Annotated in this window: 23 protein-coding genes and 4 pseudogenes; 23 read left to right on the top strand and 4 right to left on the bottom strand. The window is 58.8% G+C overall.

Annotated features, from left to right (window positions below):
- Positions 1–19 precede the first annotated feature (19 nt).
- From AKJ29_RS01175 to AKJ29_RS01245, 15 genes and pseudogenes are all read left to right on the top strand, one after another.
- The gene (locus tag AKJ29_RS01175) at positions 20–1,231 is read left to right on the top strand and encodes a saccharopine dehydrogenase family protein (RefSeq protein WP_055187350.1); all 1,212 of its coding nucleotides are present in this window, start codon (positions 20–22) and stop codon (positions 1,229–1,231) included.
- 114 nt (positions 1,232–1,345) lie between these two features.
- Positions 1,346–2,521, top strand: coding sequence for a carboxynorspermidine decarboxylase (locus AKJ29_RS01180; protein WP_055187351.1), 1,176 nt, complete (start codon positions 1,346–1,348; stop codon positions 2,519–2,521).
- Positions 2,518–3,360, top strand: coding sequence for an agmatinase (gene speB, locus AKJ29_RS01185; RefSeq protein ID WP_055187352.1), 843 nt, complete (start codon positions 2,518–2,520; stop codon positions 3,358–3,360). Before AKJ29_RS01180 ends, speB begins: the two co-directional genes overlap by 4 nt.
- 468 nt (positions 3,361–3,828) lie before the next feature.
- Positions 3,829–5,664 carry a phosphomethylpyrimidine synthase ThiC gene (thiC, locus tag AKJ29_RS01190; protein WP_055187353.1) on the top strand — a complete coding sequence of 612 codons (1,836 nt, stop codon included), beginning with the start codon at positions 3,829–3,831 and terminating at the stop codon, positions 5,662–5,664.
- Positions 5,661–6,641 carry an FAD-dependent oxidoreductase gene (locus AKJ29_RS01195; RefSeq protein WP_055187354.1) on the top strand — a complete coding sequence of 327 codons (981 nt, stop codon included), beginning with the start codon at positions 5,661–5,663 and terminating at the stop codon, positions 6,639–6,641. Before thiC ends, AKJ29_RS01195 begins: the two co-directional genes overlap by 4 nt.
- Positions 6,610–6,807 carry a sulfur carrier protein ThiS gene (gene thiS / locus AKJ29_RS01200; protein WP_055187355.1) on the top strand — a complete coding sequence of 66 codons (198 nt, stop codon included), beginning with the start codon at positions 6,610–6,612 and terminating at the stop codon, positions 6,805–6,807. The genes AKJ29_RS01195 and thiS overlap by 32 nt, the downstream gene beginning before the upstream one ends.
- 1 nt (position 6,808) lies before the next feature.
- Positions 6,809–7,591 (top strand): thiazole synthase, encoded by a 783-nt coding sequence (locus tag AKJ29_RS01205; RefSeq protein ID WP_055187356.1) that lies wholly within the window; start codon positions 6,809–6,811, stop codon positions 7,589–7,591.
- Positions 7,591–8,184, top strand: coding sequence for a thiamine phosphate synthase (locus tag AKJ29_RS01210; protein ID WP_055187357.1), 594 nt, complete (start codon positions 7,591–7,593; stop codon positions 8,182–8,184). The genes AKJ29_RS01205 and AKJ29_RS01210 overlap by 1 nt, the downstream gene beginning before the upstream one ends.
- Positions 8,181–8,915 (top strand): bifunctional hydroxymethylpyrimidine kinase/phosphomethylpyrimidine kinase, encoded by a 735-nt coding sequence (gene thiD, locus AKJ29_RS01215; protein WP_055187491.1) that lies wholly within the window; start codon positions 8,181–8,183, stop codon positions 8,913–8,915. The genes AKJ29_RS01210 and thiD overlap by 4 nt, the downstream gene beginning before the upstream one ends.
- A 47-nt stretch (positions 8,916–8,962) precedes the next feature.
- The gene (locus AKJ29_RS01220) at positions 8,963–9,793 is read left to right on the top strand and encodes a carbon-nitrogen hydrolase family protein (RefSeq protein WP_055187358.1); all 831 of its coding nucleotides are present in this window, start codon (positions 8,963–8,965) and stop codon (positions 9,791–9,793) included.
- A 3-nt stretch (positions 9,794–9,796) separates the two neighbouring features.
- Positions 9,797–10,210, top strand: a pseudogene (locus AKJ29_RS01225) (TRAP transporter large permease subunit); the annotation flags it as partial.
- A 573-nt stretch (positions 10,211–10,783) separates the two neighbouring features.
- Positions 10,784–11,743: a dihydrodipicolinate synthase family protein gene (locus tag AKJ29_RS01230; protein WP_055187360.1), complete on the top strand. Its 960-nt coding sequence runs from the start codon at positions 10,784–10,786 to the stop codon at positions 11,741–11,743.
- Positions 11,734–12,666 (top strand): 4-hydroxyproline epimerase, encoded by a 933-nt coding sequence (locus AKJ29_RS01235; RefSeq protein ID WP_055187361.1) that lies wholly within the window; start codon positions 11,734–11,736, stop codon positions 12,664–12,666. Before AKJ29_RS01230 ends, AKJ29_RS01235 begins: the two co-directional genes overlap by 10 nt.
- An 83-nt stretch (positions 12,667–12,749) precedes the next feature.
- On the top strand, positions 12,750–13,994 hold the full coding sequence (locus AKJ29_RS01240) for an NAD(P)/FAD-dependent oxidoreductase (RefSeq protein ID WP_055187362.1): 1,245 nt from the start codon (positions 12,750–12,752) through the stop codon (positions 13,992–13,994).
- A 35-nt stretch (positions 13,995–14,029) separates the two neighbouring features.
- On the top strand, positions 14,030–15,055 hold the full coding sequence (locus tag AKJ29_RS01245) for a trans-3-hydroxy-L-proline dehydratase (protein ID WP_055187363.1): 1,026 nt from the start codon (positions 14,030–14,032) through the stop codon (positions 15,053–15,055).
- A gap of 36 nt (positions 15,056–15,091) precedes the next feature.
- On the opposite strand, the gene AKJ29_RS01250 is transcribed toward AKJ29_RS01245, so the two are convergent.
- A complete protein-coding gene (locus AKJ29_RS01250; RefSeq protein ID WP_055187364.1) occupies positions 15,092–16,096 on the bottom strand; it encodes an Ldh family oxidoreductase in 1,005 nt (334 codons plus the stop codon).
- 170 nt (positions 16,097–16,266) lie between these two features.
- On the opposite strand from AKJ29_RS01250, the gene AKJ29_RS01255 reads away from it, so the two are divergent.
- The gene (locus AKJ29_RS01255; protein ID WP_055187365.1) at positions 16,267–16,947 is read left to right on the top strand and encodes a GntR family transcriptional regulator; all 681 of its coding nucleotides are present in this window, start codon (positions 16,267–16,269) and stop codon (positions 16,945–16,947) included.
- 129 nt (positions 16,948–17,076) lie between these two features.
- Positions 17,077–18,594 carry an aldehyde dehydrogenase (NADP(+)) gene (locus AKJ29_RS01260; protein ID WP_055187366.1) on the top strand — a complete coding sequence of 506 codons (1,518 nt, stop codon included), beginning with the start codon at positions 17,077–17,079 and terminating at the stop codon, positions 18,592–18,594.
- Positions 18,595–18,813: 219 nt separating this feature from the next.
- Here the strand turns inward: AKJ29_RS01260 and AKJ29_RS01265 are convergent.
- Together AKJ29_RS01265 and AKJ29_RS20650 are read right to left on the bottom strand one after the other, a co-directional pair.
- Positions 18,814–19,134: pseudogene (locus tag AKJ29_RS01265) on the bottom strand (integrase core domain-containing protein); the annotation flags it as partial.
- A gap of 68 nt (positions 19,135–19,202) precedes the next feature.
- Positions 19,203–19,434 (bottom strand): annotated as a pseudogene (locus AKJ29_RS20650) (hypothetical protein); the annotation flags it as partial.
- A gap of 178 nt (positions 19,435–19,612) precedes the next feature.
- Between AKJ29_RS20650 and AKJ29_RS01275 the strand changes: the two are divergent.
- The 3 genes and pseudogenes from AKJ29_RS01275 to AKJ29_RS18530 all read left to right on the top strand — a co-directional run.
- Positions 19,613–21,568, top strand: coding sequence for a glycosyltransferase family 2 protein (locus AKJ29_RS01275; RefSeq protein ID WP_055187368.1), 1,956 nt, complete (start codon positions 19,613–19,615; stop codon positions 21,566–21,568).
- A gap of 24 nt (positions 21,569–21,592) precedes the next feature.
- On the top strand, positions 21,593–22,270 hold the full coding sequence (locus AKJ29_RS01280; RefSeq protein WP_152972421.1) for a COG3904 family protein: 678 nt from the start codon (positions 21,593–21,595) through the stop codon (positions 22,268–22,270).
- A 120-nt stretch (positions 22,271–22,390) separates the two neighbouring features.
- Positions 22,391–23,286, top strand: a pseudogene (locus AKJ29_RS18530) (IS3 family transposase); the annotation flags it as partial.
- Here AKJ29_RS18530 and AKJ29_RS01295 read toward each other — a convergent pair.
- The gene (locus AKJ29_RS01295) at positions 23,282–24,085 is read right to left on the bottom strand and encodes a zinc-ribbon domain-containing protein (RefSeq protein WP_055187370.1); all 804 of its coding nucleotides are present in this window, start codon (positions 24,083–24,085) and stop codon (positions 23,282–23,284) included. The pseudogene AKJ29_RS18530 and the gene AKJ29_RS01295 sit on opposite strands and share 5 nt — an antisense overlap.
- A 157-nt stretch (positions 24,086–24,242) precedes the next feature.
- Between AKJ29_RS01295 and AKJ29_RS01300 the strand changes: the two genes are divergently transcribed.
- Genes AKJ29_RS01300 through AKJ29_RS01310 form a run of 3 tightly spaced genes read left to right on the top strand, consistent with a single transcriptional unit; the run spans position 24,243 to position 26,568 of the window.
- Positions 24,243–24,917: a cell division ATP-binding protein FtsE gene (locus tag AKJ29_RS01300; protein ID WP_055187371.1), complete on the top strand. Its 675-nt coding sequence runs from the start codon at positions 24,243–24,245 to the stop codon at positions 24,915–24,917.
- Positions 24,914–25,819: a cell division protein FtsX gene (locus AKJ29_RS01305; RefSeq protein ID WP_055187372.1), complete on the top strand. Its 906-nt coding sequence runs from the start codon at positions 24,914–24,916 to the stop codon at positions 25,817–25,819. The genes AKJ29_RS01300 and AKJ29_RS01305 overlap by 4 nt, the downstream gene beginning before the upstream one ends.
- Positions 25,819–26,568, top strand: coding sequence for a lysophospholipid acyltransferase family protein (locus AKJ29_RS01310; protein ID WP_055187373.1), 750 nt, complete (start codon positions 25,819–25,821; stop codon positions 26,566–26,568). The genes AKJ29_RS01305 and AKJ29_RS01310 overlap by 1 nt, the downstream gene beginning before the upstream one ends.
- Positions 26,569–26,574 lie beyond the last annotated feature (6 nt).

Raw genomic sequence — 26,574 nt, forward strand, 5'->3', positions numbered from 1 at the left:
CCACGGTCAGGAGATACCCATGGGAAAGACCCTTGTTGTAGGTGCCGGTGGCGTCAGCCATGCCGCTGTGCACAAGATGGCAATGAATGCTGATATCTTTACCGAAATCACGCTTGCCAGCCGTACCAAGTCCAAATGCGACGCCATTGCCGCCAGCGTGAAGGACCGCGTGGGTGTGGAGATCAAGACCGCTGAACTGGACGCCTATAAGGTCGAAGACACCGTCAAGCTGATCCGCGAAACCGGCGCCGAGATCCTTGTGAACCTGGCCCTGCCCTATCAGGATCTGGTTCTGATGGACGCCTGTCTTGAGGCAGGCTGCCACTATCTGGACACCGCGAACTATGAACCCGAGGACGTGGCCAAGTTCGAATATCACTGGCAATGGGCCTATCAGGACAAGTTCAAAGAAGCCGGTCTGACCGCCATTCTGGGTTCGGGCTTTGATCCGGGTGTGACCTCGGTCTTTGCGACCTGGCTGAAAAAGCACAAGCTCGACACCATCCGCCAGATCGACATCCTGGACGCCAATGGCGGCTCGAACGATCAGGAATTTGCCACCAACTTCAACCCGGAGATCAACCTGCGCGAAGTGCTGGCCGAAGTGCGTCACTGGGAAGGTGGCGAATGGAAAACCAGCCCGGCCATGACCACCAAGGTCGAGTTCGACTTCCCGGCGATCGGTAACAAGAACATGTATCTGATGTATCACGAGGAGCTGGAGAGCCTGTCGACCCATTTCCCCGAGATCGAGCGTGCCCGGTTCTGGATGACCTTCGGTGACGCCTATATCATGCATGCCAAAGTGCTGGAAAATGTCGGCATGACCCGCATTGATCCGGTGATGCATGACGGTCAGGAAATCATCCCGATCCAGTTCCTGAAAACCCTGCTGCCCGATCCCGGCGATCTGGGGGCCGAGACCAAGGGCAAAGCCTGCATTGGCGACATTGCGACCGGTCAGGCCAAGGACGGCTCGGGCGAAAAGACCTTCTATATCTACAACATCTGCGACCACGAAGAGTGCTACGCCGAGGTCGGATCGCAGGCTGTGTCCTACACCACCGGCGTCCCCGCCATGATCGGCGCGGCGCAGGTTCTGAAAGGCAACTGGACCCAGCCCGGCGTCTGGAACATGGAGCAGCTGGACCCTGACAACTTCATGGACATGCTGAACGAGCATGGCCTGCCTTGGCAGGTGCACGAGCTGGACGGCCCGGTCGAGTTCTAAAAACTGAGGGCTGCATAGACCCGCGGGGTGGCGCAATTGCGCCGCCCCATGGGGGCGGGTCGGCGCAGCCCGGCGTTGCCGCCGGGCGGGACATACAAACATGGAAGCACTCCAATGACCGAACTGATGCAAACCCAAGCCGGAGATGCAGGCGCATTCCGCGACTTCGATCTGTCGCGCGTCCCGACGCCCTGTTTCGTGGTGGACGAGGTGGCCATTGAGCGAAATCTGGCGATCCTCAAGGACGTGGCCGACCGTTCGGGGGCGCATGTCCTGAGCGCGCTGAAGGCGTTTTCCATGTTCTCTCTTGCCCCGCTGGTGCGGCAATATCTGGGGGGAACCTGCGCCAGTGGCATCTATGAGGCCCGGTTGGGGCGCGAGGAATATGGCGGTGAGGTTGCCACGTTCTGCGCGGGCTACAAGGATCAGGATATTGATGAAATCCTGTCACTCTCGGATCATATCATCTTCAACAGCCCCGCCCAGAAAGACCGGTTTTTGCAACAGGCTCAGGCGGAGGGCGTTCAGGTCGGCCTGCGCATCAACCCCGAGCATTCCGAAGGGGAAATCCCGAAATATGACCCCTGCGCGCCCTGTTCCCGGCTTGGCACGCCGGTCAGTTTGCTGACTGATGAGGTGATGCGGGGCGTAGACGGGATCCATATGCACACTTTGTGCGAGCAGGGGTTCGAACCACTTGCCCGCACCTGGGCGGCCGTCGAGGCCAAGCTGGCACCTTTCCTTATGGATCTGAAATGGGTCAATTTTGGCGGCGGGCATCATATCACCCGCGCTGATTATGACCGGGATGCGCTGGTGGCGTTCATTCAGAACATCCGCGCCACCTATGGCATTGACGTCTACCTGGAACCTGGAGAGGCCGTGGCGTTGGATGCGGGAATTCTGGTGGGCGAGATCCTTGATCTTCCGGTCAATGACATACCGCTTGCGATCACCGACATTTCCGCAACCTGCCATATGCCGGATGTGATCGAAGCCCCCTATCGCCCGGCGCTTCTGGACGAAGCAGAGGGCGGGACGGGCCAAACCTACCGGCTTGGCGGGCCATCCTGCCTCGCGGGCGACGTGATCGGTGACTATAGCTGGGCGCAGCCGCTTGAAATCGGACAGCGCTTTGCCTTTCTCGATCAGGCCCATTACTCGATGGTGAAAACCAACACGTTCAATGGCGTGCCCCTGCCGGGCATCGCGCTGTGGAACAGTAAAACCGATCAGCTGACCATGGTGAAAAGCTTCACCTATGAGGATTTCAAGGAGCGTCTGTCATGACTGTTTTTCTCGACAGTGAACTGAGTGAAACCGAACGCAGTGAGGCTGCGCGGTTTCATGTGATCCCGGTTCCGCTGGAGCGTACGGTATCGTATGGTTCGGGCACTCAGGCGGGACCGGCCGCAATCCTTGATGCGTCAAATGAATTGGAACGCCTGTGCAATGGCCAAGAACCCTGCACTGATGGGATCTTTACCCATGCCCCGGTTGACTGTGACGGTCCCTTGCCCGAGGTGATGGAGCGGATCGCCTGTGAGACCGAAGCCGTGGTGAAAGCCGGAAAGCTGCCGGTCACGCTGGGTGGGGAACATTCGCTCAGTTATGGCGCTGTCATCGGCGTGGCCCGCGCATTGGGCCAGCCGATTGGTGTGGTGCAGGTGGATGCCCATGCGGATCTGCGCGTGGCGTATCAGGGCGAAAAGCACTCCCATGCCTCGGTCATGCATCTGTTGTCCGAAGAGGGGATCCGTCTTGCGCAATTCGGTGTGCGCGCGCTGTGCCCGCAAGAGGCCGAAAGCCGGATTGCCAACAACGTGTTTCACGTGGATGCCGAGGATCTGGTCACGGGCAATATCCTTGCCGTGGATCTGCCGGAGGATTTCCCCGAACTGGTTTATGTGAGTTTTGATGTGGACGGGCTGGATCCCAGCCAGATGCCCGCCACCGGAACGCCCGTGCCCGGAGGTTTGGGGTTCTATCAGGCCCTGCGACTGGTGGAGCACGCATTGAAGGGGCGCCGCTGTGTCGGGATGGACGTGGTGGAGCTTGCCCCCAACGGGCAGGACGCCTGGGATTTCACCGCGGCGCAGATCACCTATCGGTTGATGGCCGCCTGTTGAGCTGAGACAGGGGGGCAGACTGGCAGGTGGCGCGGAACCTCTTCCATCTGTCTGACCAAGGCAGGGACCACCGCCTCACGCCCATAGATGTCTGTCTGTTGGCGGGGCGGGCAGGCTGTCAGTGCCGGCCCCTCGCCGGTCCCTCACGCGCGAGAGCCGTGACGTTGTGCTGGCAGTTTTCTGACCGAACCGGAACGAGCCGCTTGCAATTCGAAAATCTCTTTCCTAAACCTTAGGCACGCAGGGGAGTCCCGCTTAGGGGACTGAGAGGCTGACAGGGGACGTTCCAAAGTGGACACCCCCGGTGATGCGACCCTTTGAACCTGACCCAGTTGACACTGGCGTAGGAAGCTAGGCGCGACCCGGGGGTATCCCCCTTGCGACAGCCGACCACGGGGGCGATACGTCCCCGGCTCCCTCCCAAGCTCACTGGTGTCTTTTTAAGTCGTAAGCTTGAGGAGCGCCAAAATGACTGTCCCCAATCCAACCATCACCACCGGTGGCCTGCCCGCCTCGCGCAAGATCCATGTCACGGGCACGCTGCATCCTGACCTGCGTGTGCCGATGCGTGAGATTTCCGTACACCCCACCGCGGGCGAACCACCCCTGCCAGTCTATGACAGCTCCGGGCCTTACACCGACCCCGACGTGGTGACCGATATCAAACAGGGCCTCGCCCCGCTGCGCCGTGCCTGGATCCTGGCACGTGGCGACGTCGAGGAATATGACGGCCGCGAGATCAAACCCGAAGACAACGGCTTTGTTGAAGGCGACAAGCTGACGCCGGAATTCCCCGTCAAACCCCGCCCCCTGCGTGCAAAACCGGGCCGCGCCGTGACCCAGCTTGCCTATGCCCGCGCCGGCATCGTCACGCCCGAGATGGAGTTCATCGCTATCCGCGAAAACCAGCTGCGCGAACTTGCGCCCTGTCATGCTCAAGGTCAAGGCCAGCCGCGCGACGGCAACGACTGGGGCGCGAATATCCCCGACTATGTGACGCCGGAATTCGTGCGCGATGAGGTGGCGGCAGGCCGCGCCATCATCCCCGCAAATATCAACCATCCCGAAAGTGAGCCGATGATCATCGGCCGCAATTTCCTGGTCAAGATCAACGCCAATATGGGCACCTCCGCCGTCACCTCTTCGATGGAAGAGGAAGTCGACAAGATGGTCTGGGCGATCCGCTGGGGCGCGGACACGGTGATGGACCTGTCGACGGGGCGCAACATCCACAACACCCGCGAATGGATCGTGCGCAACAGCCCCGTGCCGATCGGCACCGTGCCGATGTATCAAGCGCTGGAAAAGGTCAACGGTATTGCCGAGGACCTGACATGGGAGGTCTTCCGCGACACGCTCATCGAACAGGCCGAACAGGGGGTGGATTATTTCACCATCCATGCAGGCGTGCGCCTGCACATGGTGCCGATGACGGCGAACCGCATCACCGGCATTGTCTCACGCGGCGGGTCGATCATGGCGAAATGGTGCCTGCATCATCACCGTGAGTCATTCCTCTACGAACATTTCGACGAGATCTGCGATATCTGCCGCGCCTATGACGTGGCCTTCAGCTTGGGCGACGGTTTGCGCCCCGGCTCCATCGCGGATGCCAATGACGAGGCGCAGTTTGCCGAGCTGGAAACGCTGGGTGAGTTGACCAAAATCGCCTGGGCCAAGGACTGTCAGGTGATGATCGAGGGCCCCGGCCACGTCGCCATGCACAAGATCAAGGAAAACATGGACAAGCAGCTCGCCTGCTGTGATGAGGCGCCGTTCTATACGCTCGGGCCTCTCACTACGGACATCGCGCCGGGCTATGACCACATCACCTCCGGCATCGGGGCTGCGATGATCGGCTGGTTCGGTTGCGCGATGCTTTGCTATGTGACGCCCAAGGAGCACCTGGGCCTGCCCGACCGTGACGACGTGAAAACCGGGGTGATCACCTACAAGATCGCAGCCCATGCCGCTGATCTGGCCAAGGGCATCCCCGGTGCGCAGCGGCGCGACGATGCGATTTCCCGCGCCCGGTTCGAGTTTCGCTGGGAGGATCAGTTCAACCTTGCCCTCGACCCGGAAACGGCCCGCGATTTCCACGACCAGACCTTGCCGAAAGAGGCTCATAAGGTGGCGCATTTCTGCTCTATGTGTGGGCCGAAATTCTGTTCGATGCGGATCAGCCACGACATTCGCGCCGAGGCGCAGAAGGAGGGCATGGCGGCGATGGCGGAGAAATTCCGTCAAGGAGGTGAGCTTTACATGCCCGCCGAAGCCACGCCGGAACTGGAGCCGGGAGAATGATTACCATTGCCGGGGCCGGTGTCGCCGGCCTCGCCTCGGCTTATGAACTCGCCAAACGCGGGGCGGATGTGATCCTTTACGAGGCGGGGTCATCCCCCGCCGACAACCCCAGCAGCTGGTTTGCGGGCGGCATGCTCGCGCCCTGGTGTGAGGGCGAGACCGCTGATCCTGAAGTTATCCGCCTCGGTGCAGGTGCGATTGACTGGTGGGCGCAGGTGACACCTGTCACCCGCAAGGGCACGCTGGTTCTGGCCCCGCCCCGCGACCGGGCCGAGCTTGACCGTTTCGCCCGCCGCACCGAGCGCCACCGCTGGGTGGACGCGGGCGAGATCGCCATGCTGGAGCCGGCGCTCGAAACCAGGTTTCAACGTGGTCTTTTCTTTGAGGAGGAAGCCCACCTTGATCCCCGCCGCGCGCTTATGGACCTGAGCGCCGCCGTGCAGGCCCTTGGCGTGGACATTCTTTATGACACGCCCGCACCGGACCGGGTGGATGTGGACTGTCGCGGCATGGCCGCAGCAGAAACAGGGGGGCTGCCAGGCCTCAGGTCGATCCGCGGTGAGATGGCCATCATCGAGGCCCCCGAGGTGCAGATCACCCGCACCCTGCGCCTTTTGCATCCGCGGATCCCGCTCTATCTCGTGCCGCGCGGGCAGGGGGTTTACATGATCGGAGCGACGATGATTGAAAGCACGTCCTGGCGGGAAATTACCGTGCGCTCCCTTCTGGAACTGCTGGGCGCCGCCTTTGCCCTGCACCCAGCCTTGGGCGAAGCCAGCGTGATCGAAACCGGTGTGGGGCTGCGCCCTGCTTTTGCTGACAATATGCCCCGGCTGATACAGGCGGGCGACACCACCCATGTGAACGGCATGTATCGCCACGGGTTTCTGCTGGCGCCTGCGCTGGCGGGACAACTCGCGGCGCAATTTTTTCAGGAGGGATCAGATGAATGTCATCGTGAACGGCAAAGCGTGTGACGTTTCTGCCAGAACATTGGCGGACCTGATGGAAGAGCTGAATTTCACCAGCCCATTTGTCGCCACGGCATTGAATGCCGAGTTCATTGCCCGCGAGCTGCGGGCGGATATGTGGCTGGTTGACGGGGATCAGGTTGAGATCCTCGCGCCGATGAAAGGGGGCTGAGATGCAGATCTACGGCCAAGAGATCTCGTCCCGGTTTTTGCTGGGCACGGCGCAATACCCGTCGCCTGCCATTCTGGTCGACGCCATCCGGGCCGCCCGCTGTGAGATCGTGACGGTCAGTCTGCGGCGTGAAACCAGTGCGGGCACGGGGGCGGCGTTCTGGCAGGTGCTGAATGACCTCAATCTGCGCATCCTGCCCAATACCGCCGGGTGCCACACTGCCAGCGAAGCGATCACCACGGCCCGCATGGCGCGGGAACTTTTTGGCACGAGCTGGATCAAGCTCGAAGTGATTGGCCATTCCGACAGTCTGCAACCGGATGTGTTCGCATTGGTCGAGGCCGCGCGGGTGCTGTGTGCTGAGGGGTTTCAGGTGTTTCCCTACACAACCGATGACCTGATTGTGGGGGAAAAACTGATTGAGGCCGGGTGTGAACTTCTCATGCCATGGGGGGCGCCGATCGGGTCGGGGCAAGGGTTGCGCAACCCGGATGCGCTGCGTGCCATGCGCGCGCATTTCCCGGAGGTGCCGCTGATTGTCGATGCCGGGATTGGGCGACCGTCTGATGCGGTGATGGCGATGGAGCTGGGCATGGATGCGGTTCTTTTGAACACCGCCGTTGCCAAGGCCGGTGACCCGGTGGCGATGGCGCGCGCCATGGCGGATGCGGTGACGGTCGGGCGGGCAGGATACCTTGCCGACCCGATGCCGCGCCGCGACATGGCGGTCCCTTCGACGCCCATTCTGGGCCTTGCAGATCTTGATATGAAAGGTCTTGGCTGATGGAACGATTTTACCTGATTGTTGATCACGTGGCCCGGTTGGAACTTCTTGTGCCGCATGGCGTCAAGCTGGTGCAGTTGCGCATCAAGGATCTGCCAGAGACCGAGATCCGTCGCCAGATCGCCCGTGCCCGCGATGTCTGTGCGGTGCATGGCGCGCAGTTGGTGGTGAATGACTATTGGCAGGCTGCCTTGGACCTAAAGTGCAGCTTTGTCCATCTTGGGCAGGAGGATATGGACGGCGCCGATTTTGCCGCCCTTCGTCAGGCCGGGGTGCGGTTTGGTCTGTCGACCCATGATGAAGCAGAGCTTGATCGCGCACTGTCTTGTGACCCTGCCTATGTTGCCCTTGGCCCGGTCTATCCGACCCTTCTGAAAAAGATGAAATGGGGGCCGCAGGGGTTGGGAAAAATCAACCGGTGGAAGGCGATGGCGGGGGATACGCCGCTGGTGGCAATCGGCGGGTTGACCCCGGAGCGGCTGCCCGGTGTTTTTGCCGCAGGCGCCGACAGTGCGGCGGTGGTCACGGATATTTGTCAGGCGGAGGACCCCGAAGCGCGCACCCGGCAATGGGTGGGGGCCTGTGCCCGATGAACGCCAAAAGGATCATGGTCATCGCGGGCACGGACAGCAGCGGTGGCGCGGGGCTGAGCCGGGACATCGCAGTGGCGGCCGAGTTGGGGGTTGAGGTGATGCCGATCGTGACTGCGGTCACGGCCCAGACACACGAAGCGGTGGCCGGGACGGTTCCGATACCGGCACGCTTTGTGCACCAGCAGATTGAGGCCGCGAGGGCCTCGGGGGAGTTTCAGGCGATCAAGATCGGGATGCTTGGGACTGTCGAGGTCGCGGAATGTGTTGCCGATTGCCTGCAGCATATGCCGGTGCCGACCGTGTTTGATCCGGTGTTGAAGGCAAGTTCCGGTGGCGCGCTGATGGCGGGGCAATTGCCAGGGGCGGTGCTGGCGCAGGCGGACCTTGTCACCCCGAACCTTGAGGAGGCGGCGGCTCTGACCGGGCGTGCATCGGCGGCGGATTTTGCGACAATTGCGGCACAGGCCAATGACATTTTGCAGGCAGGTGCCGGGGCCGTGCTGGTGAAAGGGGGGCATGGAGGAGGTGAAAAGGCCACAGATCATCTGTTTGGGGCGTGTGGCCACCACGCCTTCCCCGCGCCGCGATTGCCGGTTGAGAGGAGGGGGACCGGCTGCGCTTTGGCCACGACAATTGCCTGCCACCTGGCGCTGGGGCGGGGTCTTGTTGACGCCTGTCGCCTTGGGAAGCAGCGGATGCAGTCCTGGCTTGAACAGTCGCTTGACGCCTGAGCCGAAACCCTCAATGTAGCGGTCGGACATACAAAAAGGCCCCCACGATGTTGTCAGACCAGCTTCATATCCTTGCCTGCCAGATCGACATTCCTGCCATGACCACGGGTGCAGAACGTGACAGGCATCTGGTGCGGATCCGTGCCGAGGTGGATACGCGGCTGCAACAACAGCCCGCTGATCTGGTGGTTCTGCCAGAGCTTTCCTCGATCGATTATTCCCGCCCGGCTTTCGCGGCGCTGGAGGAGCTGGGGGAGCCGCTGGACGGGGCATCTTTTCAGGTCTGGCGTGAGATTGCGATCAAGCATGACTGCCATGTTGTCTTCGGGTTTGCGTGCCGTGGGGAAGGGGCGGAACACGGACGGCATTTCATCTCGATGGGGGTGGTTGGCCCGAAAGGGGAGCTGGTAGGGCATTACGACAAGATCTATCTGGCGCAGTTCGGTGCGTCGATGGAGAAGGACTATTTCGAACGCGGCACAAAGCCGTTTTCGTTTGAAGTGAAGGGATTTCGGGTTGCGCCGATCATTTGCGCGGATATTCGCATCCCGGAATTGTCACGCCATCTGACGCTGGAACATGGTGCGGAGCTTATCCTGCATTGCGGCGCCTATGCGCGGGATGAAACATTTGCCACCTGGCATGATTTTTCCAGAACGCGGGCGATTGAGAACCAGCTGTTTTTCCTAAGTCTCAACCGGGCCGGGAAGATGTTTGGCGATTCGCTGTTCTGTTTGCCCTGGATGGATGACACCACACGACCTGTGGCGTTTTCGGACCACTCAGAAGAGTTCAAACATGTTCTGGTCGCGCGGCAGGCTCTGGAAACGGCGCGCAACACTTACTCTTTCCTGCAGGACCGGCTGACATCCCTTTAGGGTAACCTGATTGCACAGGGCGCACCGCAGGTGGCCAAAGATCTTGTCTATTCGGTGTCAGATGATCCGATTGTCATCCTCCTGATGATCAATGTGGTGATGATCCTGATCGGGATGCTGATGGATGACATCTCGGGGCTTTTGCTGTCGACCCCAATCCTGTTGCCGATTGCGCAATCGGTTGGCATGGACCCGATCCATTTTGCTGCCGTGATCGGTGTGAACTTGGGTATGGCGAATATTACGCCGCCGACCGCGCCGCTTTTGTATCTGGGCGCGCAGGTGGCTGAGACGCCGGTTGCCAAGATGCTCTGGCCGACTCTGGTCTTTATTGTCTTCGCCTGGTTGCCCACGCTGATGCTGACCACCTTTGTGCCGCAACTGGCGCTGTGGTTGCCAAACCTGCTTTTGGGGTGAGCCTCTGAAAAATCGAAAAAAACAAAAGCCGGCGTGGCAGCGCCGGCTTTTATGATTCTGAGGGTGAGAGCCCTGGATCTGGTTTGATCATGAAAAAGCCAGAATCGACACTGTCACGATGGTCATGAGGCCAACGGCCACAAAGCCCACATAATGCAGGGCGTGGATCATGTTTTGTGCCATCCTTCAGCTCCTTTTCTTTTTGAGGGGAATGCGCGAAACGCGCGTATGTTGCGCCGCGCCCCACCTTATCCCCGCTTCAGGTATAAGGCGGGACGCTTTAGGGTGGGTGTTGCGCCATGAGAAGCAGACCATCTACAAACCCGTTATGTGTTTTTTCAATAGCTGGCTGAGACCCAGGGCGCGGCCAGAGCAGGTTTTCGGTTTTCTTTTGCGCAGTGCAAGAAAGTTATTGGATTTTGGATCCAATTTTGATACCCCCCATGGGTATACAGGTTATTCCTTGAGGAAATCCGGCAAATTGGATGGAATCACCGGGATGACAATGGAGGAATTCCCCTCTTCACCCATCACTTTCCTGGCCCAGTGCCAGCCTGCAGACAGGAGCCCCTCATGTCGAATACCATTTTCACCGGCACCATGCCCGCCTTGATGACCCCTTGCAAAGAAGACCGCACCCCGGACTATGATGCGCTGGTCAAAAAGGGGCGCGAAATGATCGAGGCCGGGATGTCCGCCGTGGTCTATTGCGGCTCCATGGGCGACTGGCCCCTGCTGTCGGATGAAGAGCGGATGATCGGCGTCGAATGTCTGGTCGAAGCGGGGTTGCCCGTGGTGGTCGGCACCGGGGCGATCAATTCCAAATCCGCCGTGGCCCACGCGGCGCACGCTCAGAAAGTTGGCGCTGCTGGCCTGATGGTGATCCCGCGCGTTCTGTCCCGCGGCACCTCGATCACCGCGCAAAAGAACCATTTCAAGGCAATCCTTGAGGCCGCCCCGGCCGTGCCGGCGATCATCTATAACAGCCCGGTATACGGCTTTGCCACGCGGGCGGAGCTGTTCTTTGCCCTGCGGGCCGAGCATCCGAACCTTGTCGGGTTCAAAGAGTTCGGTGGCAAAGACGACCTGCGCTATGCGGCTGAACATATCACCAGCCAGGATGATCAGGTGACGCTGATGGTTGGTGTCGATACCGAGGTTTACCACGGCTTTGTCAATTGCGGTGCCACCGGCTCGATCACCGGGATCGGAACAGCTCTTCCGAAAGAGGCCCTGCTGCTTGCCGCCCTGTCGCAAAAAGCGGCCAAAGGCCATGCCGAAGCCCGCAAGCGGGCCCAGGAACTGGAAGAAGCCTTTGGGGTTCTGGCCAGTTTTGATGAAGGCACCGACCTGGTGCTTTACTACAAATACCTGCTCGTGCTGAATGGCGAAGAGGAGTACCGCCTGCACTTCAATGAAACGGATGTGCTGACGGATGCGCAGCGCAACTATTGCGAACAGCAATACGCTCTGTTTCGCAACTGGTTTGCGGATTGGAGCAAGCAAGGTGGGGTGATCGCTGAATGCATGTGATCGACAGCCATACCGGGGGGATGCCCACACGGGTGATCCTGAACGGCGGTCCGGACCTTGGGTCCGGGCCTTTGGCCGATCAGGCCCGGGCGCTCGCAACCGATCACGAAGGGTTTTATAAATCCGTCCTGCTTGAACCGCGCGGCCAACCCGGCATGGTCGGGGCCTTGCTGGTAGAGCCGCAGGACCCAAGCTGTGAGGTTGGCGTCATCTATTTCGACGCGGACGCGGTGTTGGGGATGTGTGGTCATGGCACCATCGGGCTGGGTGTCACGCTGGCCCATATGGGACGTATCGGCATCGGCACACATCGGATAGAGACGCCCGTCGGTGTGATTTCGATTGACGTGCTGGACCCCAATACCGTGCGCGTTACGAATGTGGAAAGTCGCCGGGTCAAGGCGGGGATCACGCTCGATGTTCCGGAATATGGGCCGGTGACAGGTGACCTTGCCTATGGCGGCAACTGGTTTTTCATCGTTGACCCCAGCCCCTTGCCGGTGGACAGCGGTCATATCCGCGCGCTCACCGACATGACGATTGCGGTGCGCGAAACCTGCATCTCGCAGGGGGTATGTGGCGAAAATGGCGAGCTGGTAGACCATGTGATTTTCCAGGGCTCCTCGCCGCGGGACGGGGTGCACAGCCGCAATTTCGTGCTGTGCCCGGATGATGAGTATGACCGGTCGCCCTGCGGCACGGGCAGCTCCGCCCGCCTTGCCTGTCTCGCAGCAGACGGTCGACTGGCGCCCGGTGATGAGATCGTGCAGGAAAGCGTGATCGGTAGCCCCTACCGGCTTTCCTATCAATCCGGGCCCAACGGGGGGGTCATCCCCACACTCACCGGTCAGGCATTTGTGATGGCCGAAGGGACACTCCTCTTTGATGGGCAGGATCCCTTTAAGGCAGGTATTTACCTGTGACCCTGCCGGGCGGTTTTGCCGCCCGGACACCCCAATTGACACAGGACCATACCGGGCCGTCCCGGATCATCTGAGAGGCAGAGATGGATAACACACGTGACATTGTGGTCATTGGCGCCGGGATCATCGGGATCAGCACCGCGTTGGAGTTGCTGAACCGCGGGCAGAACGTCACGGTGATAGATCGTGACGGCGTGGCAGAAGGGGCGTCAAAGGGCAATGCGGGTGCATTTGCCTTTACCGAGATCGTGCCGCTGGCCACGCCGGGGATCATGCGCAAGGCGCCCAAGTGGTTGCTTGACCCGCTTGGCCCGCTGTCGGTTCCTCCGTCATACGCGTTGAAAATCGCCCCGTGGATGTTGCGGTTCTGGCGGGCGAGCTGGCAGGACCGCTATCTTGCCTCGCTCTCGGCGCAATCAAAGTTGATGGATCTCAGTCGGGCCGCCCTTGAACGCCAGATCAAGGATGTTGATGGTGAGGGGTTGATGCAGCGCGAGGGGCAAATCACGCTTTACGAAACGGCGGCCGAGTTTCAGGCAAGCCTGCCTCAATGGGAGCTGCGCAAGGCCAATGGTATCCCGTTTGAGCTTTTGGAAAGCCCTGAGGCGATTGCCGAGATTCAACCCGGTCTGAGCCGCCAATTTACCCATGCGGGCTACACCCCCACCTGGATGAACACGGTGGATCCCGCCGGTTGGACCCGGCATCTGGCCGCACAATTCGTGGCGCGCGGGGGTGAGATTCGTGTGGCAGAGGTGACCGATCTGGTGTCCTCGGAAAGCGGTGTGAAACTGACCCTGCCCGACGGGCCGCTGGTTGCACAGAAACTGGTGGTGAGTGCGGGGGCCTATTCGCATCAGCTTGCCGCCCGGCTGGGGGATCGTATCCCGCTTGAAACCGAACGCGGTTACAACACGACCCTGCCCGAAGGGGCATTTGATTTGCGCACCCATGTCACCTTTGGCAGCCATGGCTTTGTGTTGTCGCGGATCAATGGAGGGGTGCGTGTTGGCGGTGCGGTGGAGCTTGGCGGGCTCAAGCTCAAACCCAATTACAAGCGGGCTGACACCCTGCTGGCCAAGGCCAAACGCTTTGCGCCGGGGCTCAACACCGAAGGGGGCACGCAATGGATGGGGTTCCGCCCGTCTTTGCCTGATAGCCTGCCTGTCATTGACCGCGCCCCCGGTGCGCCCCGCGTCATCTATGCCTTTGGGCATGGGCATCTGGGCCTGACACAATCCGCCGGCACCGCCGAACTGGTGGCGGATCTGGTCATGGATCACCCCAGTGAATTTGACTTGCGCCCATTCCGGGCTGCGCGGTTCTGATCGAAGCGCCGAACGATTTAGAAAAGGGAAATCCCATGCGCAGCAGCAAAACCATCCATGTCATTTCGGCTCATGCCGAGGGGGAGGTCGGGGACGTGATTGTCGGTGGTGTTCTGCCCCCTCCGGGAGAGACGCTCTGGGATCAGCGCCGCTTTATTGCCGAAGACCAGACCCTGCGCAATTTCGTGTTGAATGAACCGCGCGGCGGGGTGTTTCGCCATGTGAACCTGTTGGTGCCGCCCAAACACCCTGAGGCCGATGCCGCCTGGATCATCATGGAGCCGGAAGACACACCGCCCATGTCCGGGTCAAACTCGATCTGCGTGTCGACCGTGCTTCTGGACGGAGGGTTGATCCCGATGCAGGAGCCGGTGACACATATGGTGCTGGAAGCGCCGGGTGGTCTGGTGCGGGTGCGTGCGGACTGCAAAGATGGAAAGGCCGAGCGGATCTATGTGCAAAACCTGCCAAGCTTTGCTGACAAAATGGATGTGCAGCTTGAGGTTGAGGGGCTGGGCACACTGACCGTGGACACTGCCTATGGTGGCGACAGTTTTGTGGTGGTGGACGCTGCCGCACTTGGCTTTGATATTGTCGAAGAGGAAGCCAAGGAGATTGCGCAGCTCGGGGTGAAAATCACCAATGCTGCCAATGAACAGCTGGGGCTTCATCACCCGGAAAACCCCGATTGGTCACATATTTCGTTCTGTGCCTTTTGCGGGCCGCTGAGTGAGACCGAAACCGGCCTGACCGGAAAGTCTGCCGTGGCGATCCAGCCCGGCAAGGTGGATCGCTCACCCACCGGCACGGCGGTGTCTGCCCGAATGGCGCTGATGGCGGCGCGTGGTCAGATGACAAAAGGGCAAAGTTTTGAGGCCGTTTCAATCATCGGCTCGCGGTTCACCGGGCAGATCGTTGGCAGCACCACGGTTGGTGATCGCCCGGCAATTATTCCGGAAATATCGGGGCGCGGCTGGGTCACCGGCATTCACCAGCATATGCTTGATCCGTCGGATCCCTGGCCCGGAGGGTATCGACTGCGCGATACCTGGGGGGCCTAGCTCCCCCCAACTTTCGAGGATTGGCGGGGAGGCAGCTTATGCTTTCAGCGCCAGAAGGTCCTGATAAAGCGCGTCTGGAAGTTCCACATACCCCCGCTCAAGATTGCGGGTGCGGGCTGCGAACCGGCGTTGTGAGGGAAGGCGCGCGCCCTGATCAATAATATCTGCAAACAGCCGCTCAGCGCGGGAATCATTTTCAACCACGCGGCCATTGCTGAAATGGGTGGGGTCAAAAGCCAAAAGGATCTCTCCGTGATAGGGCGCGCCACCTGCCCCATTGGCAAAATCCATGCTTTCCTTGCTGGTCAGGTCGTCAATCAGCGGGCCTGCCAAGAGTTCAATCATGATTGACAGGGCGGATCCCTTGTAGCCCCCGAAGGTGAGCATCGCCCCGTCCATCGCCGCCTCCGGGTCGGTGGTGGGGGCGCCGTTCCTGTCGATGGCCACCCCGTCCGGCAGCGGTTTGCCGGCGCGTTTGTAAAGCTCGATCTCGCCGCGCGCAAAGCCGCTGGTCGCGAAGTCAAAGGTGAACGGGGTTTTGCCTATCCGCGGCCAGGAAAATGCGATCGGGTTGGTTCCAAGGCTGCCGCGGGTGCCGCCCGCAGGGGCCACCCAGGCATGGCTGGGCACCATGGCCAAAGCCGCGAGCCCTTCGGAGGAAAGCCTTTCCACCTCGGGCCAGAGGGCTGAAAAGTGAAAGCAATTGTTGATCGCCATTGCCGCCATCCCGTGCTTGCGGGTTTTTTCAATCAGCACGGGCAAGGCTTTTTCAAACGCCAAAAGGGACATGCCGCCACGCGCATTCACGCGGACAACGGCGCTTTCCGTATTGCTGAGTTCAGGTGCCACATGCCCATCAATCTGCCCTTGCGCCATGGTTTGCGCGCACATGAACAGGCGAAACAGCCCGTGGGACTGGCAATCGTCCAACTGACAGCGATAGAGCATTTCGGTGATGACGCGGGCATGGTCCGGGCCATAGCCCACATGCGCCAGAATGTCCTGACACAAGGTTTTAACGTCTGCCAGTTTCAGCTGCATGATTGCGGTTCCCTGTTTCTGAGCATATAGGCCTATATGATTTATGGATATTGGATACAAAAAGCGCATCCTTCCCACAATCCTTATTTCGGGTTTTCCGGCGTGGACTGAAGTGTTTATAGATAATTGAGTGGTTTACATCCAAAATACAAAATCCGCAGGGGGGGCATATGTCTGGGAAAAGAGCAGTGGTGAAGCAAAGCTTGCCCGAGTTGATTGCGAATGACCTACGCGAACGGATCCTCAGCGGTGAACTGAAAGAAGGCGAGGCAATCCGGCAGGAGCTGCTTGCAGATGAGTATGGCGTGTCGCGCATGCCAGTGCGGGAGGCGCTGAAACGGCTCAGTGCGGAAGGGCTGGTGATGTGGGAAAACCATCGCGGGGGGTCTGTCATCAAGCATTCCTTGCGGGAAATCGGTGAGATTTTCGATCTGCGGATGCTGATCGAGGTGGATCTGTTCCGCCATTCCATTCCCGCGATGACCGAGGGTGACTTTCTTCGGTGCGAGAAGCTGCTGGATGAAATGGCGGTCTCTTACCAGGATGATGATGTCAGCCGTTGGGGCAAGCTGAATTTCGACTATCATTGTGCGCTATATGCCGCTGCGAAGCGCCCGTTGTCAGATGAAATCCTGGCCCGTCTCAGTGTGCATTCGGATCGGTATGTGCGGATCCATCTCAGTGTGATGAAGCAACGCGAGCCGGCGAAGGAAGAGCATCGGAAACTGTTGGAGCTGGCGAAATCGGGTTCTGTGGATCAGGCTTGTGCTTTGCTTGAACGCCATATCGAGCGCACCAAATCCTCTTTGTTGGAATTGATTGCAGCGCAACGCGCGGCTGAGGAAGGGTAACTCGTGTTCCTGAGGGGGCGGAGGGAATGAGGCTTGCAGCGCTCCTAAAATTGGATACAATATCCACTAAATGCACCGCGTGCGTCCCAATCGGGCCGTTCGCCACTTAATCTGCTCACGGGAACACAAATGACGATCTTCAAACCGCATGGAAAACACCTTGTCGCCGGCAGCTGGACAGATGGGGATCAGAGCTTTGCCTCCAGCCCGGCCCATGGTCCAAGCCATGACTTTGCAGTGGGGCGCGTCGCGGATGTGAATGCCGCCGCACAAGCCGCCGAAACTGCATTCTGGAGCTTTGGCTACTCCTCTCGCGAAACCCGCGCCGCATTCCTCAATGCGATTGCGGATGAAATCGAGGCGCGGGCCGAGATGATCACCGAAATCGGCACCCAGGAGACCGGTCTGCCTGAGGCGCGCCTGCAAGGGGAGCGGGGCCGCACAACCGGCCAGTTGCGCCTGTTTGCAGACCATATCCTGCAAGGGGACTATCTGGACCGACGTCATGACCCGGCTTTGCCCAATCGCGCGCCCCTGCCGCGCCCGGATCTGAAAATGGTGCAACGCCCGATTGGTCCGGTTGCCGTGTTTGGTGCCTCCAATTTCCCTCTGGCCTTTTCGACGGCGGGAGGGGACACCGCAGCGGCCCTGGCGGCAGGCTGTCCGGTGGTGGTGAAAGGCCACTCGGCCCATCCCGGAACCGGCGAAATCATTGCGGAGGCGATCCATGCGGCGATTGCCAAATGTGACCTTGATCCCGGTGTGTTCAGCCTGATCCAGGGCGGGGATCGCGCCGTTGGCGCCGCTTTGGTGCAGCACCCGTTGATCAAGGCGGTCGGCTTTACCGGGTCGCTTGCGGGTGGGCGTGCCCTGTTTGATCTTTGTGCCGCCCGCCCGGAGCCAATCCCGTTCTTTGGTGAGTTGGGATCCGTCAACCCGATGTTCATTCTGGATCATGCTTTGGCAGGCCGCGGAGAGCAGATCGCCACGGGCTGGGCAGGGTCGCTCAGCATGGGAGCAGGGCAATTCTGCACCAACCCCGGGATCGCCATCCTGCGTGCAGGACCAGAGGCAGAGGCCTTCACCGTAACCGCCCAGACCGCGCTGGCCCAGGTCGGTGCGCAGACCATGCTGACCGACGGGATCGCCAGCGCCTATCGCGACGGTCAGCGACGTGTCGCATCCACAGCAGGGGTGCAGGAAGTGCTGACGAGCATGTGTGATCAGCGCGATGCGACCCCATATCTTTACAAGACCACGGCCAAGACATGGCTTGCAAACGAGGCTCTTGCAGAAGAGGTGTTTGGCCCGCTGGGGGTGATTGTCGAAGTCGACACCGTGGAGGAGATGCGCGAGATTGCGATGCACCTGCAAGGTCAGCTGACATGCACTTTGCATATGGATGATGCGGATATGGCCAGCGCCCAATCCCTCATGCCCATCCTTGAGCGCAAGGCAGGCCGGGTGTTGGCCAATGGGTTCCCGACAGGTGTGGAAGTGGCAGATACGATGGTGCATGGCGGACCTTACCCTGCCTCGACCAATTTCGGTGCAACTTCGGTTGGCACTTTGTCGATCCGGCGTTTCCTGCGGCCTGTGTGCTATCAGAATATGCCAGATGCGCTGGTGCCGGAGCAAGGTGCCTGATGCGGAAAGGATCACGCCCGAGGGCCGCCTGAAGCATTCCGGATTATCGGACAGACAAAGGCCCGAGAGAGTTTCTCTCGGGCCTTTACTGCGGGTTTAAGTAAAATTCCTGAAGTTTGGCATTCCAGTTGATAGGCCAACGTAACAAACGCCGTGTCTGACGCCAGGTCTTATAAGGTTTTGACTGCGCCGGGTTTGCCGGAGGCTTATTTGTTTTAGTTACGCTGCCATGTCTGATCTTTCCAGATCTGCATAGAAGTTTGCCTCTGCTTCGGCTGGCGGGATGTTCCCGACAGGCTCCAGCAGGCGGCGGTTATTGAACCAATCCACCCATTCGAGGGTGGCGTATTCGACGGCCTCAAAGCTGCGCCATGGCCCGCGTCTGTGACTGACTTCGGCTTTTAACAGGCCGTTGATCGTTTCGGCCATCGCGTTGTCATACGCGTCTCCCACACTGCCGACTGACGGAGCAATCTTCGCCTCTGCCAACCGCTCAGTGTACTTGATCGATAGATATTGCGACCCGCGATCGGAGTGATGCGCGTCTATGAACGCGTACCTCACTCACCGCCCGGCAGGGTATTGCGCAGCAATGTCCCGAGAGGGATGCATCCCTGGCGAAGGACGCGTTCGACCATTGTCCTCGGACCAATGGCGGAAAATGGTCTCACCCTTTGTTAGGACGTCGCGTTCCTCCGTGACCCGGGCTACCTCTTTCTTGAGACGGCGAACTTCGGCTTCTATGATCAGCTGCAGGACGGCTTTAGCGACGCTGCGTAGAAAGTCGCCGCCATCCTGCTTTGCGAGCAGTTCGGAAAGGTCCATGTTGGTTTTGGTCATCGGGGTCTCTGTGTGGGCAAATCTGATTCAGGCCCGCGCCCCTACTCTAAGCTCCGATAGCGGTCGTGGTTCAACTATCGCTCACAGATCTATTCCATTCCCCAACGGATTGTAGTAATTTGTGTAAGCAGTATCTGGATTAAAGATCTCCCGTTCAACAGGGGCATTAAAGAGCAATATGAAACGTTTTCTTGCAGTCTGCACCGTCAAGAATGAAGGTGCCTTTTTTCTGGAATGGCTGGCTTGGAACCGGATAGTTGGCTTCACTGACTTCCTAGTTTTCCAGAATGATTCAACGGATGGAACAAAAGACCTGCTGCAGCTCCTAGACGAGCGCGGTTTGATCCATTTCATCGATAATGACGGTGCAAGTTTTGCCTCTCCGCAACGGTATTCCTATAGGCAAGCGAGCCAGTCCAAGTTATTTAAGTCCGCAGACTGGGCCATGGCGCTTGATATCGACGAGTTTCCGGTCATCAGCGTTGGCGACGGCACTATGACCGCTCTATTGTCACATTATCCTGACGATGCCGATGAAATCCGTATGAACTGGCGGAATTTTGGGTGCAGCGGGCATGTTTCTCTTTCAACAGACCTAGTGACCGAACGTTTTCAGACCTGCCACACGTCAGACAATCAGAAGGCTTTTAAGCTCCCGACAAAAACGCTGTTTCGCCCTACATCTTTTCATCGTTTCGGGGTGCATTCACCGAAGTCGCCACAGAAATCCGACTGGAACGCTTATGATGGCTCCCGCAATGCGCTGTCCAATCCACAGGACATCAACGTGGGCTTTGCAGATGGCGAGGGCCAGAAATACGCGGCCCTTTATCATTACATCGTCAAAGATATCGCGAGTTTTACCCTGAAATGTGATCGCGGCAAGTCAGGTCACGTGAACCGCGAGATGAAGGCGCGCTATTGGCGTCATTGGGCTCCGAAAGGAGGCCACGATGACACCCTCGCAAAGCAAGCGCATAGGATTAGGGAAGAGATTGACCAAATCGACGCCGCCTGCGATGGTAAAGCGCTGCCCATTCAGGCCAGCGCACAAGCTTGGCGCGAGATGCGATTTCATGAGTTGATGAAGCAAGAAGAATATGTCGTCATGATGCGAGATATTTGCGCCCATGAACAGCTGGATGTCCCCAGTTTTGTGCCAGAACTATCCACGCTTAATACACAAAACGACCCTCAACCCAAAGTCGGACAGCCTGCTAAAGACATCCCCCAAAAATCAGCCATCAATCTCAATTTTAGCGAGATAAGGGATCTTGCATCACAGCGCGGAGGGGAGTTTCATGAGACAGAGAATTATGCGGTAGTTCATTTGCCCGGCAAAGACCGGCTTCTATGCGGGTTTGACAACCTGTCCTCAATCAAATCCGAAGGACCACGCAAGCCTTGGGCTTTTGAACTGGCCGAAAGCCACGGCTGGGGGATGTTGGGGGTGATGGTCAAGCGTAATGATTGGTATCAGTCCCCGGATCTGGTCCCCGTCATGGAAGGATTGCAGGAGCGCGGCGTGTTTTCCTCCTATCCCGCCGTGACCATGTATGGCGCTTCAATGGGAGCATTCGGTGCGGCCACGTTTGCCCGATTGGCGCCAGGCTGTACGGTGGTGGCCTTTGCTCCGCAGTCTACTTTGGCTGCTGATCTCGCTCCATTTGAAAAACGTTATAAATTTGCCAAGAAAATCACAGATTGGTCAACCGGTCCTTATCGCGATGCAGCGGAGGGGATCCGCGCTGCTGGTAAGGCCTATCTGGTACATGATCCGTTGATCGCGATGGACCGCAGCCATGTGGAGCGTCTGGCGGGTGAGAACACAGTTGATCTGCGCTGGCCCTATCTGACCCACAAGATCCCCCCCGCATTTCGGCGCATGAAAATCCTGAAACCTATGGCGCTTGAGATGATACAAGGCACGATGTGCGAAGCTCGGTTTTTCGAGCTATTGCGCGCCCGCAAAACTTGCACCGCTTATCTGGTCAGAATGCTCGATGGAGCCGCCGACCGGGGGCATGCCAAACTGGGGCTTGCTGCGATGAAAAAGGTCCGGGAACGGCAGGACAATTGGCGACTACGTCAAATCGAGCGGAAGTTGCTCCGTAGCCATGATCAGCCCACATAATTGGTCGAGTATGAACACTCGTGCATGATTGGTCTGTTTCAGTATCCACTCATTGGCCTAAATCTTCCGACCTCCAGTCGGATCCGCTTTAATGCCGTGGAAGTTTACTCAAAAGGCCGAAACGAAATGAAAAAGCTACTGATAATTCTGTCTGTTTGTATTCTTTCCGCGTGTGAGATGATCGCTGTCACTGCCCTCAACATGGTAGAAACAACCGAGTTTCAGGTTGAAGGGACCACTTTGCTTATGACTGGAGAAATCAATAGCAAAACACTTGATCAATTCGAGGATATCTACCGGCAAAACCCGCAGATCAGAACACTTGTCGAACTCGATGTTCCGGGATCGTTAGACGACGATACCATGATTGCTCTGGCCTATAGGGTTCGAGAGCTTGGATTAAACACTCACTTGAGAGCAACCAGCGAGATATACTCAGGTGGCGTTGACCTGTTTCTCGCGGGCATACAGCGCTCTATCGAAAGTGGAGCCATCATTGGTGTGCATTCCTGGTCCGATGGTCGGCGTGATGCCTATGAATATCCAAGGGACGCTCCAGAACATGAACAAAACAGAAGATACATCGAAGACATGCTCGGCTCTGATGAATTCTATTGGTTCACGATATACGCAGCTCCTGCCAATGGTATCCACGTCATGACTGAAGTGGAGATACAAAGGTTCGACCTCGAAACAAGATGAAAATTGCGTAAGCGTCCGTTGAACCCGACCTAACGAGGCCATGCTGTGTGCGCTAAGTGGACCTGTCGCGGTTTGATGCCGCTCCTTTGATAGCATTTACTGCAACAAAGGAGACCGACTATGGGACTGAAACGGACGGACGAATTCCGCCAGGATGCGATGCGGATCGTGCTGACGAGTGGGCTTGCGCGTAAACAGGTGGCTCACGATCTGGGCGTTGGCCTATCGACATTGAACAAGTGGGGCACGGCGCATCGCGACACTGAGGTGGTGTCGGACAAAGACCTCGAGCTTGCGCGGGAGAACGAACGACTTCGGCGCGAGATCCGCATCCTCAAGGAGGAGAGGGAGATCTTAAAAAAGCAACGCAGTTCTTCGCGGGCCAAAAGCCATGAGGTTTAGGTTCATCCACTGCCCGGCAGGGTCATGCGCAGCATGATCCCGAGAGGGGAAGAGCATACCGCGATTTCCCGACCAACCGTCTTTGCGAGGTCATGGATGTCAGTTCACGTGGTCTGCGGGCCTTCCGCAGTCGTCCCGCCAGCCGCAGGCAGCGGTCCGATCTGGTGACGCTGGCACATATCAAAGAGCAGTCGCGTCTCAGTTTGGGCAGCTATGGCAGAGCGCGCATGACGGAAGAGCTGAAAGAGATTGGCCTGAACGTCGGGCACCGCCGTGTAGGCCGCTTGATGCGTCAGAACGGCATATCCGTTGTGAGAACCCGCAAACACAAGGTGACAACCGACAGCACTCACACGTTCAACATTGCGCCGAACCTGTTGGATCGCAACTTTACTGCTGACCAGCCCAACCAAAAATGGGCGGGCGATATCAGCTATGTCGGGACGCGTGAGGGATGGCTGTATCTGGCCGTCGTTCTGGGCCTGCATTCTCGACGTGTGATCGGCTGGCCCCCCTCTTATGCATGTTAACATACACTGCGGGGGCAGCGGATGAGCGGCAAAGGCAATTGCTACGATAACCCGGCGCTCGAAACCTTCTTCAAAACGATCAGAGGCTGTTCGCTCCCTGCAGTTTCAAGATAACACCTTCAAAAAAAGACCTTATAGCCAAACGCCCCCAATCAACGGCTGAGACGTAGCTATCAAGTAGGGGGTCAAGTTGGGGAACTGCTTCGGCGAGGGTTGGAGCGTATGCGTACAGAAGCAGCAAGATCAGGGCGAGCCCGACGCTCAACATAAACCCTTTGCGATATCCGCTACGGGTCTTTGATGTGGCTGGATCACTGCCTTCCTGCTCTATCCCATCCCCTTGCTGGGCATCGAGAGTAGAGTTGATTTCCTCGATGTCAGGCAGCAGATCTCGTCCACGACCTTCGGTAAGTGCCTGGGTGGCTTCGAAATCATCGTCGGCACCGCGAAGTCGCGCCATACGTTCGCGTATGGATTGCCGTTGCGCCTCTTCCTCATCAAACTCTTCCAAACCCATTTCGGTTTGGGTTTCGATCTGTTCCTGATGTGATTGACGCGCTTCCAATTCGCGCTGCGCTTCCTCTTGCAGGATTGTCTGCACGTCTGGGCTCAGGGAGCGCCGTGGCGGCGTTTCCTCTGCAGCTGAATGATCGGATGTAGGGTCAGAAACCAGCTCTTGCTCCGGCTCTTCCTCCTGAAGGATCTCTTCTGCCTCGATCACGGCGGGATCCATGATCGCTTCGGCGGTGTCTTCCGGCATCTGGGCGCCGCGTTGAAACCAGGCGTGGCCACACGCAGAACACTGCACATCACGCCCAGTCTCAGGCATGACGCGATCATCAACCTCGTATTGTGCTCCGCAATTGGGGCAAACCAAACGCATTTTCTCACCCGTCCTGCCACCACAATGGGTGGCACCACCTGCCTTTTAAGATGTAATATGAGCAAGATAGACCTGAAAACCGAACCAAGGCAATCATTACATTGAAACAATTGACCTTGTGGGGCAAAACTGTCGCCACATCAGGTGGGGGTAGAAAGTGATCGAGCTGACACAAGTGTCTTACGGGTATGGCGGCGGATCGCTTTTGCGTGACATGACGCTACAGATCCCACCGGGATCGTTTCATTTCCTGACCGGCCCTTCGGGGGCGGGGAAGACCACCTTCCTCAAGCTGTGTTACGGAGAACTGGTGCCGACCCATGGGGCGGCGACCCTTTTTGGGCAGGATACCCGGCAGATGAGCCGGGACGACGTGGCTGTGGTTCGGCGCCGAATCGGGGTTGTTCACCAGGATTGCCAGTTCCTCGACCATCTATCGGTTGCTGAGAATATTGCGTTGCCTTTGGCGGTTGCGGGGCGCCCGATGAGCGACATGCAGGAACTGAATGAGCTTCTGGCCTGGGTTGGGTTAACCTCCCACGCCGATGCGCGCCCCCCGGAATTGTCCGGCGGTGAGCGGCAGAGGGCCGCACTGGCCCGGGCTGTGATCATGTCGCCGGATGTCATTTTGGCGGATGAGCCGACGGGCAATGTTGATTGGGACATGTCGTTGCGGTTGCTGACCTTGCTGGTCGAACTCAACAAACTGGGGAAAACCGTGTTGATTGCGACCCATGACATGAACCTGATCCGACAGGCAAAGGCGCTGGTGCCAACGCGGGTGCTGCGGATCTCAGGGGGTCAGTTACAGGCAGCGGGGGCAGACCTATGAGCGTTCGGGTGAGGCAGCTTTTGCATCTGGTGTCTGGCGATGCACAGGCAGACCGGGTTGTGCCCCCAACGGGTTTTACGGCGCGCCTGACGGTATTTGCTGCAGGGGCTATGGCCTTTCTGGCGGTTTTTGCGCTTGCCCTGTCACTTGCCTCTGGGCGGCTTGCGGATCGCTGGGCGCAGGCGCTGGCGAAAAGTGCCACGATTCGCATCTCGGCGCCTGCGGATCAAATTGACATCCAGGTGCTGGCCGTGATGGAGGTGCTTGCGACCACAGAGGGGGTCAAAGAGGCCCGTCCACTGGGGGATGATGAGCAGCGCAAGCTGTTGGAGCCGTGGTTCGGGCCGGACCTGCCGCTGGAGCGTTTGCCCATCCCACGTCTTATCGAGGTGATCGAAGATGACACCGGCGTGGATGTCGAGGGGCTGCGCGCGCGTTTGGCAGGGGAGGCGCCGGGCGCTGTCTTTGATGATCATAACCGCTGGAGAGAGCCTCTGGTCAAAGCGGCCGGTCGGCTGCGCCTGTTGGGATACGCGGCCATGGGGTTGATCACCGCGCTGGCAGGGGTGGTTATTACCCTGGCGGCCTCAGCTGCCCTTTCCGCAAATGAACAGGTCATTCGGGTTTTGCGCCTTGTCGGCGCCCAGGATGCCTATATCGCCCGGGCTTTTGTGCGTCGGTACACCCTCAGGGCGTTCATGGGGGCGTTAGGTGGCACGGCGATTGGGATGATTGCAATCCTGCTGTTGCCCTCAGGTGTGGATCAGGGCAGTTTCCTGACCGGGCTTGGGTTCCAGGGGGGGCACTGGCTTTTGCCGCTGGGGATACCGCCCGTGGCTGCTTTTGTCGCCTTTATTGCAACCCGACAGGCCGCTTTGGCCACCTTGCAGGAGAAACGCTAATGCGTCACGCCATTCAGTGGGTTCGCTCGCTTCTGTTCATCACCCAGATGTATCTGGTTCTTCCCATTATTGGCTTTGGTTTCATCCCTTTGATCTGGGTGAAGAAGGATTTTACCTTCGTGGCGATCCGCGCCTATTGCAATTGGGTGCGCTGGACGGCGTCCTGGATGGTGGGGCTGAAGTCCGAAATCCGGGGGGACGTGCCGCAAGATGAGGTGATCATTGCAGCCAAGCATCAGAGTTTCTTTGATATTCTGTTGATTGCAAGCGTCCTTCCCCGTCCGAAATACATCATGAAGAAGCAACTGAAATGGGCGCCTGTGATTGGGCTTTACGGCAAATACACCAATTCGGTTCCGGTGGATCGCGGCAAGCGCGGGGCAGCGATCAAGCAGATGGTGGCGGATGTGAAATCCGGTGCGGCGGCCCCGGGGCAGTTGGTGATTTTCCCGCAAGGCACACGTGTGGCGGCAGGCGCAGAGAAGCCGTATAAAGTCGGTGCTGGTGTGCTTTACAAGGAAACGGCGCAGGACGTGGTGCCGGCGGCCACCAATGTGGGTGTGTTTTGGAAACGCCACGGGATCATGCGATATCCTGGAACAGCTGTGGTGGAGTTCCTGCCACGGATTGAGGCGGGCAAGGACCTTAAGTCCTTCATGTCAGAGATGGAGGCCGCCGTGGAAACCCGGTCTAACGCACTGATGGAAGAGGCGGGGTTTGACCTAAAGACAGGGAAGCGCAACTTCTAGGAAAAC

This window comes from Aliiroseovarius crassostreae (genome assembly GCF_001307765.1).
Lineage (GTDB): Bacteria > Pseudomonadota > Alphaproteobacteria > Rhodobacterales > Rhodobacteraceae > Aliiroseovarius > Aliiroseovarius crassostreae.